This is a genomic window from Ruegeria sp. C8 (assembly GCF_056537565.1).
The window spans coordinates 258,281-271,425 of record NZ_JBQFRV010000002.1; the positions used below are offsets into that span (position 1 = coordinate 258,281).

Annotated in this window: 14 protein-coding genes and 1 tRNA gene; 9 read left to right on the forward strand and 6 right to left on the reverse strand. The window is 57.4% G+C overall.

Annotated features, from left to right (window positions below):
- Positions 1-109: 109 nt before the first annotated feature.
- Entirely contained in the window at positions 110-595 is a 486-nt protein-coding gene (locus ACR0KL_RS04900; protein WP_170457931.1) for a GatB/YqeY domain-containing protein, read from the forward strand.
- A gap of 12 nt (positions 596-607) precedes the next feature.
- Here ACR0KL_RS04900 and ACR0KL_RS04905 read toward each other — a convergent pair whose 3' ends face one another.
- The 3 genes from ACR0KL_RS04905 to ctaD form a co-directional block, all read right to left on the reverse strand.
- Complete coding sequence (locus ACR0KL_RS04905) at positions 608-1,099, reverse strand: DUF2244 domain-containing protein (protein WP_170470021.1); 492 nt, start codon at positions 1,097-1,099, stop codon at positions 608-610.
- Between the two features lie 44 nt (positions 1,100-1,143).
- Positions 1,144-1,743, reverse strand: a complete 600-nt coding sequence (locus ACR0KL_RS04910; protein ID WP_170677631.1) for a DsbA family protein — start codon at positions 1,741-1,743, stop codon at positions 1,144-1,146.
- 145 nt (positions 1,744-1,888) lie between these two features.
- The gene (gene ctaD / locus ACR0KL_RS04915; protein WP_170470015.1) at positions 1,889-3,547 is read right to left on the reverse strand and encodes a cytochrome c oxidase subunit I; all 1,659 of its coding nucleotides are present in this window, start codon (positions 3,545-3,547) and stop codon (positions 1,889-1,891) included.
- Positions 3,548-3,854: 307 nt separating this feature from the next.
- On the opposite strand from ctaD, the gene ACR0KL_RS04920 reads away from it, so the two are divergent.
- On the forward strand, positions 3,855-4,271 hold the full coding sequence (locus tag ACR0KL_RS04920) for an HIT family protein (RefSeq protein ID WP_170677633.1): 417 nt from the start codon (positions 3,855-3,857) through the stop codon (positions 4,269-4,271).
- 680 nt (positions 4,272-4,951) lie between these two features.
- Here ACR0KL_RS04920 and ACR0KL_RS04925 read toward each other — a convergent pair.
- A tRNA-Leu gene (locus ACR0KL_RS04925) sits at positions 4,952-5,038 on the reverse strand.
- A 130-nt stretch (positions 5,039-5,168) separates the two neighbouring features.
- On the opposite strand from ACR0KL_RS04925, the gene ACR0KL_RS04930 reads away from it, so the two are divergent.
- Entirely contained in the window at positions 5,169-5,828 is a 660-nt protein-coding gene (locus tag ACR0KL_RS04930) for a DsbA family oxidoreductase (RefSeq protein ID WP_170677635.1), read from the forward strand.
- Positions 5,829-5,867: 39 nt separating this feature from the next.
- Entirely contained in the window at positions 5,868-6,524 is a 657-nt protein-coding gene (lipB, locus tag ACR0KL_RS04935; protein ID WP_170677637.1) for a lipoyl(octanoyl) transferase LipB, read from the forward strand.
- Here the strand turns inward: lipB and ACR0KL_RS04940 are convergent.
- Positions 6,521-6,829 (reverse strand): DUF6476 family protein, encoded by a 309-nt coding sequence (locus ACR0KL_RS04940; RefSeq protein ID WP_170487624.1) that lies wholly within the window; start codon positions 6,827-6,829, stop codon positions 6,521-6,523. The genes lipB and ACR0KL_RS04940 overlap by 4 nt on opposite strands.
- Between ACR0KL_RS04940 and ACR0KL_RS04945 the strand changes: the two genes are divergently transcribed.
- The 5 genes from ACR0KL_RS04945 to ACR0KL_RS04965 all read left to right on the forward strand — a co-directional run bounded on the left by ACR0KL_RS04945 (position 6,828) and on the right by ACR0KL_RS04965 (position 11,278).
- Positions 6,828-7,862, forward strand: a complete 1,035-nt coding sequence (locus ACR0KL_RS04945) for an RluA family pseudouridine synthase (RefSeq protein ID WP_170469990.1) — start codon at positions 6,828-6,830, stop codon at positions 7,860-7,862. The two genes, ACR0KL_RS04940 and ACR0KL_RS04945, sit on opposite strands and share 2 nt — an antisense overlap.
- A 145-nt stretch (positions 7,863-8,007) precedes the next feature.
- The gene (gene rpoH / locus ACR0KL_RS04950; protein WP_170376464.1) at positions 8,008-8,904 is read left to right on the forward strand and encodes an RNA polymerase sigma factor RpoH; all 897 of its coding nucleotides are present in this window, start codon (positions 8,008-8,010) and stop codon (positions 8,902-8,904) included.
- Positions 8,905-9,074: 170 nt separating this feature from the next.
- Complete coding sequence (locus ACR0KL_RS04955; protein ID WP_480776687.1) at positions 9,075-10,049, forward strand: Gfo/Idh/MocA family protein; 975 nt, start codon at positions 9,075-9,077, stop codon at positions 10,047-10,049.
- A gap of 59 nt (positions 10,050-10,108) precedes the next feature.
- Positions 10,109-10,378: a DksA/TraR family C4-type zinc finger protein gene (locus ACR0KL_RS04960; protein WP_170376470.1), complete on the forward strand. Its 270-nt coding sequence runs from the start codon at positions 10,109-10,111 to the stop codon at positions 10,376-10,378.
- A 12-nt stretch (positions 10,379-10,390) separates the two neighbouring features.
- Positions 10,391-11,278: a DMT family transporter gene (locus ACR0KL_RS04965; RefSeq protein WP_480776688.1), complete on the forward strand. Its 888-nt coding sequence runs from the start codon at positions 10,391-10,393 to the stop codon at positions 11,276-11,278.
- On the opposite strand, the gene ACR0KL_RS04970 is transcribed toward ACR0KL_RS04965, so the two are convergent.
- A complete protein-coding gene (locus ACR0KL_RS04970; protein WP_480776689.1) occupies positions 11,279-13,099 on the reverse strand; it encodes a M3 family oligoendopeptidase in 1,821 nt (606 codons plus the stop codon).
- Positions 13,100-13,145: the final 46 nt, after the last annotated feature.

Below are 13,145 nucleotides of genomic sequence, written 5' to 3' on the forward strand. Positions count from 1 at the left end.
TTGGGCTATTATTGTTTTTCAATGGGTTAGCGGTATTCGCCCCCTGTTGTATCACGCTTTTTGTTTGGATATGTTCGGGGTTCCTTTGTCATGGGGATGGACAAACCATATGGACATGCGATCACGGGTGAATGCCGCCCTGAAGCAAGCGATGAAAGACAAGGCAGCTGAAAGGTTGTCGACTCTGCGGTTGATCAATGCCGCGATCAAGGATCGCGATATCGCCGCGCGCGGCTCGCAAAACGAAGAGGCCAAGGGCTGCGGCGACGCCGAGGTTCTTGAAATCCTTGGTAAAATGACCAAGCAGCGCAAGGAAAGCGCCCGCGCCTATGAAGAGGGTGGACGTCTGGATCTCGCGGAACGGGAATTGCTGGAAGTCTCGGTGATCGAGGAATTCCTGCCCAAGCAGCTGGATGAAGACGAGGTCTCGAAAGCGATTCAGACCGCGATTACCGCGACCGGAGCGGGCTCGATCCGCGATATGGGCAAGGTGATGGGCGAGTTGAAGACGCGCTACACCGGTCAGATGGATTTCGGCAAGGTCGGTCCGATGGTCAAAGACCATTTATGCGCCGCCTCAAACGGCGACTGCTGAGATTGACCCCCTTTACTGCGCGGCCGGTCCGCGCAGCTTTGCTATTAGGTCGTCATAGAGGGTGATCCGTTCATCCTCGGACAGAAACGCGCCAATCTCGACCTCGCGACCGGCTCCGATCAGCGTCACGTAGTGCGGCACCGGCCCACCGGTTTCGTGCATCTCGGGGCGGGCCCAATACCTGTTGCAAGACCATTCCTGCTGCTGTTTTCCCGGTGACTGATGGATCAGACGCGCCTGTGAGCCGCTGAGGGTCAGAACCTCGACCGCGCTGCGCGCTCGGTAGTTCGTCTGGATCGCGAGCCACAGGCCCAGAACTGTCAGCAACAGGAAGGGCAGCAACCCCCACAGGACAACCGAGCCCAGCATGGCCAGAATGGGAATAAGGCCGAACGTGAAGACCGACAGGATCACGATCATCGCGCCGCGCGGGGGCAATGAGTTATGCGGCCAGAGGCGCAATTCCTGTTCGGTGTCCGAGGTATGATTCCATTGATAGGGCATAGGGGAAAACTAGCGCAAAGCTATGTGCTGTCTAAGGTTAAAGATCACACGACGTGGCCAACCCGGACCCAGGACAGCGCATCGTCCAATCTGTCATCGCCCCAGAAGACTTCACCCCTTACGACAAGGCTAGGTGCGCCGAAGACTCCGAGGCGTTTTGCGTGTTCGGTTTCAACCTCCAACGCCGCAACGGCATCAGGGCCGCGCGCGCGGGAAAGGACAAGGCGGGGATCTTGCTGGCACCGCAATAGGGCCTCGGACAGAGCGGTCTCACTGCCTGCCTCGATGCCGTCTTCAAACCAGATTCGGTAGAGGTTCTGAGTGAAATCCTTGCCCCAACCCTCACTCATCCCGAGTAGGGCGATCTGATTGGCCAGAGGCAGGTCCGAAATGGGGTAGGGCGCGGGCAGCTTGGCATGGATATGATACTTGGCGGCCCGACGTTCGATATCACGCCACATATAGGCAGATTTCACCGGCTTGCCGGCAAAAGGTACGTTCTGCTGTTCGGACATCACGCTGCGCACGTTGAACGGGCGCCAACGCACTGAGGTGTCGTTTTCGGCGCACCAATCATCAAGGCGGATGATCGTCAGAAAGCTGTATGTGCTGCCGATCGAATACCAAAAGTCAATTTCGGGCATCTGGATCCTCCCCGGATTGCCGGATGAGTTTCCCTTACCAGAATAGCCTATTTTGCCCGATCTGGCGATGTGTTGTTCCAAAAGGTGAGTGCGAAAAGAAAAACCCCGCCGGGATGGCGGGGTTTGTTTGTTTCTCAGTTCGGGCTTAGTGCGCGTGGCCTTTGTCCCAGTCTTCCTGCTTTGGCAACTGCTCGAACGTGTGCTCGGGCGGCGGGGTGGGCAGGGTCCATTCCAGCGTATCCGCGTATTCGTTCCATGGGTTCGGACGTGTTTCCTTTGCGCCGCGGAAGAGGGCGTAGAACACGATTCCGAAGAACAGCAGGAACGAAGCGAAGGACACGAATGCACCGATTGATGACACGAAGTTCCACTGAGCGAATGCCTCAGGGTAGTCGATATAGCGGCGCGGCATGCCTTGGCGGCCCAGGAAGTGCTGCGGGAAGAAGGTCAGGTTGGCGCCGATGAAGAACATCCAGAAGTGAACCTTGCCCCAGAACTCCGAATACTGACGACCGGTCATCTTCGAGAAGTAGAAGTAGACGCCAGCGAAGATCGCGAAAACGGCACCCAAGCTCATTACATAGTGGAAGTGCGCCACAACGTAGTAGGTGTCGTGATAGGCACGGTCGATACCAGCCTGCGACAAAACCACACCGGTCACACCGCCAACGGTGAACAGGAACAGGAAGCCGAAGGCGAACAGCATCGGTGTCTTAAACTCGATCGAGCCGCCCCACATGGTCGCGATCCACGAGAAGACCTTAACACCTGTTGGAACCGCGATGACCATCGTGGCCAGCATGAAGTAAGCCTGCTGACGCAGCGACATGCCAACGGTGTACATGTGGTGCGCCCACACGACGAAGCCCAGCACACCAATCGCGATGATCGCCCAGACCATCGGCAGATAACCGAAGATCGGCTTGCGGGCGAAGGTCGCAATGACGTGGCTGATAATGCCGAAACCAGGCAAGATCACGATGTACACTTCCGGGTGGCCGAAGAACCACAGGATGTGCTGATACAGGATTGGGTCACCGCCACCGGCCGGATCAAAGAACGTAAAGCCGAAGTTGCGGTCCATCAGCAGCATGGTGATCGCGCCGGCCAGGACGGGCAGCGACAGCAGAATCAGCCACGAAGTGACAAAGATCGACCAGCTGAACAGCGGCACCTTGAACAAGGTCATGCCCGGGGCACGCATGTTCAGGAAGGTGGTGATCATATTGATCGCGCCCAGAATGGATGACGCGCCCGAGACGTGAACGGCGAAGATCGCAAGGTCCATGGACATGCCGCCCTCGGTCGTGGACAGCGGTGGGTAGAGAACCCAACCCACGCCTGACCCCAGTTGGTCGTTACCACCGGGGCTGAGCAGCGAGGCCACACCCAGAGAGGTACCAGCGACGTACAGCCAGAAGGACAGGTTGTTCATCCGCGGGAACGCCATATCCGGCGCACCGATCTGCAACGGCATGAAATAGTTGCCAAATCCGCCGAACAAGGCAGGGATGACAACAAAGAACATCATCAGAACACCGTGATAGGTGATCATCACGTTCCACAGATGGCCGTTTGGTGTACATGGATCGGCCATGAAGCCTTCCAGGCACATATACTGAACACCGGGGTGCATCAGCTCAAGCCGCATGTAAACTGTCATCGCCACCGAGATGAACCCGGCGATAGCCGAGAAGATCAGGTAGAGAATCCCGATGTCCTTGTGGTTGGTCGACATGAACCAGCGCTGAAAGAACGAGCGCTCGTCTTCATGATCGTGGCCATGAATGGCTGCGTCTGCCATTTTAGGTGCCTCCTGTTGCAACTACGCCGCGCAACCAGACCTCTCCGGTGCGCGGGATTACTGCTGGTTTTAGATTGCGTTGAGGTTGCCTTCAATGGCCGAGTTTGATCTGGATCAAGAATAATTGTCGCGGGCAAAGCGTTGCGCCGCGAATTCAGATCATCGATGGGTCGAATCTGGCTATTTCATTCCTTCTTTCAAGAGGTCGCGCAGGTTCGTTGGCCTGAATCGGCCGAGTTCCGCCTTGACCGGCGCACGTTCGAACCGCAGAACTCCCTTGAACCTGTTGCAAATTCAGAGGCCCGACATGTCAGCATATGATCCGGACAATATTTTCGCCAAAATCCTGCGCGGCGAGATCCCCTCGACCCGCGTATACGAAGATGATGAGACGCTGGCATTCATGGACATCATGCCCCGCGCCGATGGTCATCTGCTGGTCATCCCGAAAACCCCATGCCGCAACGTATTGGACGCCACGCCCGAGCAGTTGAATGCCGTTATGGCAACCGTTCAGAAACTGGCACGTGCTGCCAAGCAGGCGTTCGACGCCGGTGGGGTGACGATTCAGCAATTCAACGAAGCCGCAGGCGGGCAGGAGGTCTTCCACCTGCATTTTCACATTCTGCCTCGACATGAAGGTGAACCCCTGCGCGCGCCTGGCACGATGGGGGATTTCGAAGCAATCGCCAAACACGCCGAGCAAATCAAGGCCGCGCTTTAGGCTTTGGCGACGCGTGAATTCGGACATTGGCCCGTCCGAACCGCTTGAAGCATAGTCCGGAAACGAAATTGCCGTTCCGATTTGGGGTCGGAACGGCAGACTCGTACCCATACACTTCACGGGTCACCGGAGCAGATCCGGGTTACCGGTTAACATACCACTCACTCAAGACTGGTAGGACAATGCTACTCTGTAACCGGGCGAATGTATGCCGGTTTAGTGAAATTTGGTTAAGCTTTTACTTAAATGGCCACAATTGCTGTCGAATATTGCAGGGTTGAAACGACCGGTGGCTGCAGCTTGGAAACAGAGGGGCACGTGCTCAGGGATTGTACGTGGATTTGGGCACCTCAGCGATTCGAACCAGAAATTTGATGCGCTAGGCTCAGGACTAATAGCCAATAGGAAAAGACTGCGACGAACGCGGTTGCGGACAATAATGCCTTGGGGCTCTAGTCCTACCCTATTGCCACGCGCCGCCAGTCCTTCAACCCTCCAAACAAGATCGCGTATCTAGGTGCCTGGGACAACCTGTATTGCGCACAAGTGGTTGTCTTCTTTAAAAGGTACAAAGCTTGGGCGCGGCAATGCTGTTCCGTCAAAGACGGACGAAAAGCGGCTCGTCAGTTGCTTAGAATAGTCGCGGCATTGTGGGGAAACAGCCAAGCTATTGTTTTTGTTGGTGCGGTCGAGAAGACTCGAACTTCCACGGGTGTTACCCCACAGCGACCTCAACGCTGCGCGTCTACCAATTCCGCCACGACCGCACTGCCAATGACTTGGTAGCGCGGCGTATAGACCCTTGGAACCCGGATGTGAAGGGGCAAAAGCGCGTTGGTTTAAATTCAGCGCCGGCATTCATATCTGTATCAGCCAACCGCCCTGAAGGAGCCCACGATGACCACCCCGGATACCCGCCCCGTTGTTCAGATTGATGTTGTCTCTGATGTTGTATGTCCTTGGTGTATCGTCGGCTTCAAACAGCTTGATCAGGCGTTGCAGCAGCAAAACGTACTCGCGCGGCTCAGGTGGCATCCGTTCGAGCTGAACCCGCAGATGCCAGCCGAAGGGCAGAACCTGCGCGAACACATTATGGAGAAATACGGCAGCACCGCCGAACAAAGCGCACAGGCGCGCGAGAGGCTGACCTCGATTGGGGCAGAGCTTGGTTTTGCTTTCAATTTCACCGACGACAGCCGCATGGTGAATACGTTCCAGGCGCATCAGTTGTTGGACTGGGCCGAGGGGCAGGGGCGGCAGCATCCCCTGAAGCTTGCGCTTTTCGAAGCATATTTCACGGATCAAAAGGATGTTTCTGACATCGATGTACTGGCAGACGCGGCTGAGGTGGCCGGGTTGGACCCGCAAGCCGCGCGGGCAGCTTTGGCATCCGGGGATCATCAGGCCTCGGTGCGGGAGAAGCAGCAATTCTGGACCAGCCGCGGCATTTCCGGCGTGCCTTCGATGGTGTTCGCCGGGAAATACCTGACCACAGGGGCGCAAGGGGTCGAGACATACGCCAATGTCCTCAAGCAATGTCTGGAAGAGGCCGCGTGACCTCTTTCCCCCAACCGACCGGCACGGTATGAGGCAAGCATGGAATGGAAGATCTCAGACGGGCCGACCGACTACCAAGAGGCCGTCGCCTTTATGGAGGCACGCGTGGCGGCTATTGCAGCAGGCGAGGCCGAGGAATGCGTTTGGCTGCTGGAACACCCGCCTCTGTACACGGCGGGGACGTCTGCGCGACCCGAGGATCTGACCGACCCTGACCGGTTTCCTGTCTATGAAAGCAAGCGTGGCGGGGAATACACCTATCACGGCCCCGGTCAGCGCGTCGCCTATGTCATGCTCGATCTGAACAAACGGGGCCGCGATGTGCGCCTGTTTGTAAAGCAACTCGAGACTTGGGTGATCGCCGCGCTGGATGAGTTCAACGTCAAAGGCGAGATTCGCGACGGGCGCGTCGGCGTTTGGGTGCAGCGAGACGACAAACCGCTGACGATCACCGGACAACCTGCGGAAGACAAGATCGCCGCTATTGGTCTGCGCCTGCGCAAATGGGTCAGCTTTCACGGCATCTCGATCAATGTTGAGCCTGAGCTGGACCATTTCTCGGGCATTGTGCCCTGCGGCATTCGGGAGCACGGCGTGACATCGCTGGTTGACTTGGGGTTGCCGGTTACCATGGCAGATGTGGATACTGCCCTGCAAAAGACCTTTGCGGAAGTCTTCGAACAAGCCGACGCCTAGGGTTCCAGCACTATTTCTTGTCGCAGTTTCGCAGTGGTTTTGTCGAAGATCAGGATGCGGTTGTCGTCAGTAACGACGGCATACCAGTTGTTGCCGATCGTGACCGCTTGTGCTTTGGCGCCGTCCGGCAGTTCGATCTGATCGGGCAGGGTCGGGGTTCGGTCCGATAGCCGGATGACAATCAGTGCGAATGTCACTAGAACCCCGCCAATCATCACCGCGGTCAGTAGCATGACCATGCGCCGAAGCAGCCTCAGCTGCGGCGTTTCCTGCGGTTCTTCTTGGGGTTCGGAAGGGACGGTCATGGGCACCCGACAGGTTGAGTTTCAGATCGCGGCCGCTCCGCCGCCTCGCCTTGATAAGGCGCTTTCGCGGGATGTTCCAGCCGAGGAAAACCTGTCACGCACCCGTTTGGCCCGTTTGATCGAGGAAGGCTCGGTTCTGGTCGAGGGCGCTGAGGTGCGCGATCCGAAGGCCAAGGTAGCGGAAGGAGCCATGGTGGTCATCACCGTTGCTGAGGCCGAAGACAGCCATATCGGCCCCGAGGATATTCCGCTGGACGTGGTCTTCGAGGATGACGACCTGATTGTGGTGAACAAACCCGCCGGGATGGTCGTGCATCCTGCGCCGGGCTCGCCGAGTGGAACACTCGTGAATGCCCTGCTTCATCACTGCGGGGCAGATTTGTCCGGGGTTGGCGGGGTTAAACGACCCGGCATTGTCCACCGGATCGACAAGGAAACCAGTGGGCTACTTGTGGTCGCCAAGTCGGATGCAGCTCATCACGGGCTGGCCGCTCAGTTTGAGGCGCATAGTGTTGAACGTTACTACCGAGCGGTTTGCTACGGGGTGCCGGATGCCAATGACCCGCGCTTGCGGGGTGTCAAAGGCGTCAGTTTCGAGCCGGGCAACATCATGCGCCTGACCACTCAGCTTGCCCGACACAAGACCGATCGTCAGAAACAGGCGGTTTTGTTTCACGGAGGGCGGCACGCGGTGACGCGTGCACGTGTGGTTGAAACATTTGGTGCCCCGGCGGGGCTGGCACTGATCGAATGCTGGCTGGAAACAGGGCGCACCCATCAGATTCGTGTGCACATGGCCCATGCAGGTCATGGTCTGGTCGGCGATCCGGTCTATGGCGGCAAACGTAAATTGGCAGCCAAAGCGTTCAGTGCGGCAACTTCTGAGGCCGTACGCGCCTTTCCGCGTCAGGCGTTGCATGCCGCCGTTTTGGGCTTTGAAAACCCGGTAACCGGCGAAAACCTTCGATTTGAAGCGGATCTGCCGCAGGACATGCAGGACCTGATTGAAACGCTGCGCACCCCTCTGTCATAATACGCAAACTCCTGTGAGTAAGAGTTTCTTAGCTTTCCTTTACCCAAGCTTAATTTCAAACTGTTAACGATACCTCTTGAAAGGGATGGGTTCCTTACCCATATCGTATGTTAAAGAGCTAAACATTTGTCGGAGGGACATCAAAATGGCAAATTACGCAAATCTCCCCGCGCCGACGCCTGAGGGCGGCCTGAACCGCTATATGCAGGAAATTCGCAAGTTTCCTTTGCTGGAGCCGGAAGAAGAATACATGCTGGCCAAGCGCTGGGTCGAAGAGCAGGACACCGAGTCCGCTCATAAAATGGTCACGTCGCATCTGCGTCTGGCGGCCAAGATTGCCATGGGCTATCGCGGCTACGGTCTGCCACAGGCCGAGGTTATTTCCGAGGCCAATGTGGGCCTGATGCAGGCAGTCAAACGGTTTGACCCGGAAAAGGGCTTCCGTCTTGCGACCTATGCAATGTGGTGGATTCGCGCCTCGATCCAGGAATACATCCTGCGGTCCTGGTCGCTGGTGAAGCTGGGCACGACCTCGGCACAGAAAAAGCTGTTCTTCAACCTGCGCAAGGCCAAGGCCCGTATCGGTGCGTTGGAAGAGGGCGACCTACGCCCTGAAAACGTAACTCAGATCGCCAATGATCTTGGCGTGACCGAGGAAGAGGTCATCAGCATGAACCGGCGTATGTCCGGTGGCGATGCCTCGCTAAACGCGACCGTCGGGTCCGAAGGCGAAGGCACCATGCAGTGGCAGGACTGGCTTGAGGATGAAGACGCCGATCAGGCGGGCGACTACGAAGCCCGTGATGAGCTGGACGCCCGGCGTGAGCTGCTGGCAGCCTCCCTTGAGGTACTGAATGATCGCGAAAAGGACATCCTCACCCAGCGCCGCCTAATGGATCAGCCGGTGACTTTGGAAGAGCTCAGCACGCAATACAATGTGAGCCGCGAGCGTATCCGTCAGATTGAGGTCCGCGCTTTTGAGAAACTTCAAAAGAAAATGCGCGATCTGGCTCGTGAGAAGGGCATGTTAGCGACTCGCTAGATCCAAGGATCACACAGCCCGCAGTTATCTGCGGGCTGTTTTTTTCAATAGTGATGAAAATCAATGCCCTACACCTGAATTTTCATCCTCTTTTCATCGTGTGTTGACACTTGTCCCGGCTCCGTCTTGAGTCTGCGTCACATCTAAATGGCCTGATCAGGGAGAGAGCGATGCAGAAACCGGTTCAATTTGGTGTTCTGGGGGCTGCCAAATTTGCGCGGCAATATATGGCGCCTGCAATTCACGCCGCAGACGGGGCGCGGTTGGCCGGGCTAGCGACCTCGGACGCGGCCAAGGCCCAGCCTTTTCAGGCCTTTTGCCCGGATCTGACCGTCTATGACGGCTACGACGCGCTGCTGGATGATCCCGAGATCGAGGCCGTCTATATCCCTCTGCCAAATCACATGCACGTCGAATGGAGCCTGAGGGCGCTGGACGCGGGCAAACATGTGCTGTGTGAAAAGCCGATGACAATGCAGGCGGCAGAGTTCGATGCGTTGATCGAAAAGCGCGATCAGACAGGTTTGCTGGCGGCTGAGGCCTATATGATCGTGCATCACCCTCAGTGGCAGTTCGTGCAGAAACTGATCGCCGATGGTGCCATTGGCAAGCTGGTCCATGTGACCGGCGCGTTCAGTTTCGATAATCGTGAGGAAACCACTAACATTCGCAATCGTGCAGAGACTGGCGGGGGTGGGCTGCGGGATATTGGGGTTTATGTGATCGGCGGAGCGCGGTTCGCTTCAGGGCAGGAGCCGACTGCAGTTCAATCCGCGATCCGGTGGCAGGACGACATCGACACGTTCACCGAAATTCGCGCTCAATTCCCGGGCTTTACCTATTCGGCCTATGTATCGATTCGGATGCACCCGCATCAAGAGATGGTGTTTCACGGCGAGGGCGGTGTCATCCGCCTGACCGCTCCGTTCAACGCGCGGGTGTTCGGCGAGGCGCGGGTCGAGGTGCATCGACCGGGGCTTGAGGTTCAGGTGACCCGGTTCCCAGGCGACGATCACTACAAACTGCAGGTCGAGGCCTTCTGCCGCTCGGTTCGCGACGGGGCGGCCTATCCTTGTCCGCTGGAATTCTCGCGCGGGACGCAAGAGATGATTGATCGCGTGTTCGCGGATGCCGTTCCTCTCTGACTTGCCAGTCATCGCCCGGCGCGCGTATCCTGTGCTGCATCCAAAAAAGGAGAGGTGTGATGGCCGGAGGTTGGGCCCGCGATGGTGCGGTCAGCGAACAGATTGAGGCGTCGATTTCCGACGAACTGGCCCGCATGCAGGCACAAAAGCGGCCGGTCGGTGAAAGCCTGACCCACTGCGCGGAATGCGAGGAACCCATTCCCGAAAAACGTCGCCAGGCGCTGCCCGGCGTCAAGCTGTGTCTGGACTGTCAGAAGGATAGGGATGGGACTTATCAGCAGCGGGCAGGCATCAACCGGCGTGGATCAAAAGACAGCCAGTTGAAGTAGGCCATGCGCAAGATGCCTAACTCTACAGCAAATCAACCATTGTTGCAGAACGGGTTGCTTCTTGGGTTTCTAGCCGCGTTTCTTTGGGGCACGCATAGTGTAATCGTGCGCTATCTGACGAGCGATTTGGGTGGGCTGCAGATCGCGGTGACCCGCTTGTTCATCGCGGCACTGGCGATTTATTGCATTTTGCGGGTCATGCGTGTGCCCGTTTCGATCGAACACAAAGACTGGAACTTTCGGCTGGCCGTACTGTCGACAGTTGTGAATTATATCCTGTTTCACATAGGGCTAGAACACACAGGGGCCGCCAATGCCATGGTCCTAGAAAACACCGCCCCGTTTTTTGTGCTGCTTTTCCTTTATTTCTTTGCAGATGCACCAGTTACGCGCGTGGATGTACTCGCCACGATACTGGCGATCTTTGGGGTGTTCCTGACCGTGTTCCGCGATTTCCAGGGCGGGGGAGAGCCTTTGTTCGGTGATCTTTTGGAAATTGGCGCAGGGCTTAGTTGGGCCGTGTTTCTGGTTTCAAGTAGCCAGGCCATGCGCAATTCGACCTCAACGGCCGAGCGATTGAACTTTCTTTTCGGAGTTTTTGTCTGCGCGGGCGTACTGTTGCTGCCATTGGCTGCGTTTTCCCTGCAAACCCCGACGGCGAAAGATGTGATCTTTCTGATCCTACTGGGCGTCCTTCCCACGGCGATGGCCTATTACCTCTGGTACGAGGCCGCCGCGCGCGTATCGACTTTGACGGCAACGTTGATGTTTGCCGCTTCCGTCGTATTCACGTTTATCAATTCGGCGCTCTTCCTGGGGGCCGCGATCACACCGATTGCGGCCCTAGGAGCTATTTTGATTGTGGCTGCAGTCTTCCTGACGACAAAGAAACAGGAGTGATCAGCCCTCCATCGCTTCCAGTTCGTCAATGAAGCCCGAGATCATCGACAGGCCTTTATCCCAGAACTTGGGGTCGCTGGCATCTAGGCCAAACGGGGCGAGCAGGTCTTTGTGGTGTTTCGATCCACCGGCGCGCAGCATCTCGAAATACTTGTCCTCGAACCCCTCAGCGCCGCTTTCGTAGACCGAATAAAGCGCGTTCACGAGGCCGTCTCCGAACGCATAGGCGTAGACGTAGAAGGGGGAATGCACGAAATGGGGGATATAGGCCCAGAACGTTTCATACCCTTCCATGAATTCGAATGACGGCCCGAGGCTTTCCGCCTGAACGCTCATCCACAGGGCGTTGATGTCGTCCGGGGTCAGTTCGCCCTCGCGGCGGGCGGCGTGCAGCTTGCATTCGAAATCGTAGAAGGCGATCTGGCGGACGACCGTGTTGATCATGTCCTCGACCTTGCCAGCCAGAAGAACCTTGCGCTGTTCCTTGGTTTCGGCCTTGTCCAGCATTTTGCGGAAAGTCAGCATTTCACCAAACACGCTAGCGGTCTCGGCCAGTGTCAGCGGGGTCGAGGACAGCATCTCGCCCTGATCCGCCGCTAGGACCTGATGGACACCGTGGCCAAGTTCGTGTGCTAGGGTCATCACGTCGCGCGGTTTACCCAGATAGTTGAGCATCACGTAGGGATGCACGTCGGTTACGGTTGGATGGGCGAAGGCGCCGGGCGCTTTACCGGGCTTCACCGCCGCGTCGATCCAACCTTTCGAGAAGAAGGGCGAGGCAATCTCACCCATGCGCGGGTCGAACGCGTTATAGGCATCCATCACCGTCTTTTCGGCCTCGTCCCAGCCGACGATGCGGGTGTCTTCCATCGGCAGCGGCGCGTTGCGGTCCCAGACCTGCATCACGTCCAGACCCAGCCATTTACGTTTGAGTTCGTAGTACCGGTGGCTCAGCTTGGGGTAGGCGGCGACCACGGCCTCACGCAGGGCTTCGACGACTTCGGGTTCGACGTCGTTCGACAGATGGCGACCGGTCTGAGCAGTTGGCATATTGCGCCAGCGGTCGACGATTTCTTTTTCCTTGGCCTGCGTGTTGTGAACACAGGCGAAGGTTTTGATGTTCTCCTGAAACACTGAGGCCAGCTCGCGCGAGGCCGCCTCACGTTTGCTACGGTCCTGTTCCGTCAGCAGGTTCAGGGTGCCTTCGATGTTCAGCTCTTCGCCGTCGACGGTGAAGGTTAGTGCCGCGATGGTTTCGTCGAACAAACGCTCCCACGCGTCACCGACAACGCCGAGGTCGTGGAGGAATTTCTCCAGCTCGTCAGACAGTTGGTAGGGTTTCATCGCGCGGATGCGGCGGAAGACAGGCTCATAACGTGCAAGATCAGCATTGGCCGCGAAATGGGCCTGCAGAACGTCGTCTTCGATGCGGTTGATCTCGAGCGTGAAGAACACCAGAGGGGTGGTGAAGACGGTGATTTTTTCCTGCATGTCCGACAGGAACTTAGCGCGATCGGCATCGGTGGTCAGTTGGTAGTAGCGCAGACCGGCGAAGGACATGATCCGACCGGCGATGGCGTTGATCTTTTCGTTGCGATGCACACAGGTCAGCAGGCCTGCAGCGTCCAGATCGGCCAGTTTACCTTCGTAGTCCGAGGCGAATGAGGCGCATTCGCCTTCAAGCCAGTCCAGATCCCGCGCCAGCTCGGCCGCTTCTTCCGAGGCATAGAGGTCTGTCAGGTCCCATTCGGGCAGGTTGCCAAGGTTATCGGAACCGCCGACTGCATTTGCATCACGGACGGGAAAGGGCAGGTCGCGCATGGAACACCTCTGATTAGCTTTGTTGCCAAACATCTAGGGCTGGCGC

Excerpts from the sequence above, each read along its gene's own strand:
- ACR0KL_RS04900 (WP_170457931.1), top strand. The coding sequence starts at position 110 with ATGGACATGCGATCACGGGTGAATGCCGCCCTGAAGCAAGCGATGAAA.
- ACR0KL_RS04905 (WP_170470021.1), bottom strand. The coding sequence starts at position 1,099 with ATGCCCTATCAATGGAATCATACCTCGGACACCGAACAGGAATTGCGC.
- ACR0KL_RS04910 (WP_170677631.1), bottom strand. The coding sequence starts at position 1,743 with ATGCCCGAAATTGACTTTTGGTATTCGATCGGCAGCACATACAGCTTT.
- ctaD (WP_170470015.1), bottom strand. The coding sequence starts at position 3,547 with ATGGCAGACGCAGCCATTCATGGCCACGATCATGAAGACGAGCGCTCG.
- ACR0KL_RS04920 (WP_170677633.1), top strand. The coding sequence starts at position 3,855 with ATGTCAGCATATGATCCGGACAATATTTTCGCCAAAATCCTGCGCGGC.
- ACR0KL_RS04930 (WP_170677635.1), top strand. The coding sequence starts at position 5,169 with ATGACCACCCCGGATACCCGCCCCGTTGTTCAGATTGATGTTGTCTCT.
- lipB (WP_170677637.1), top strand. The coding sequence starts at position 5,868 with ATGGAATGGAAGATCTCAGACGGGCCGACCGACTACCAAGAGGCCGTC.
- ACR0KL_RS04945 (WP_170469990.1), top strand. The coding sequence starts at position 6,828 with ATGGGCACCCGACAGGTTGAGTTTCAGATCGCGGCCGCTCCGCCGCCT.
- ACR0KL_RS04940 (WP_170487624.1), bottom strand. The coding sequence starts at position 6,829 with ATGACCGTCCCTTCCGAACCCCAAGAAGAACCGCAGGAAACGCCGCAG.
- rpoH (WP_170376464.1), top strand. The coding sequence starts at position 8,008 with ATGGCAAATTACGCAAATCTCCCCGCGCCGACGCCTGAGGGCGGCCTG.
- ACR0KL_RS04955 (WP_480776687.1), top strand. The coding sequence starts at position 9,075 with ATGCAGAAACCGGTTCAATTTGGTGTTCTGGGGGCTGCCAAATTTGCG.
- ACR0KL_RS04960 (WP_170376470.1), top strand. The coding sequence starts at position 10,109 with ATGGCCGGAGGTTGGGCCCGCGATGGTGCGGTCAGCGAACAGATTGAG.
- ACR0KL_RS04965 (WP_480776688.1), top strand. The coding sequence starts at position 10,391 with ATGCCTAACTCTACAGCAAATCAACCATTGTTGCAGAACGGGTTGCTT.
- ACR0KL_RS04970 (WP_480776689.1), bottom strand. The coding sequence starts at position 13,099 with ATGCGCGACCTGCCCTTTCCCGTCCGTGATGCAAATGCAGTCGGCGGT.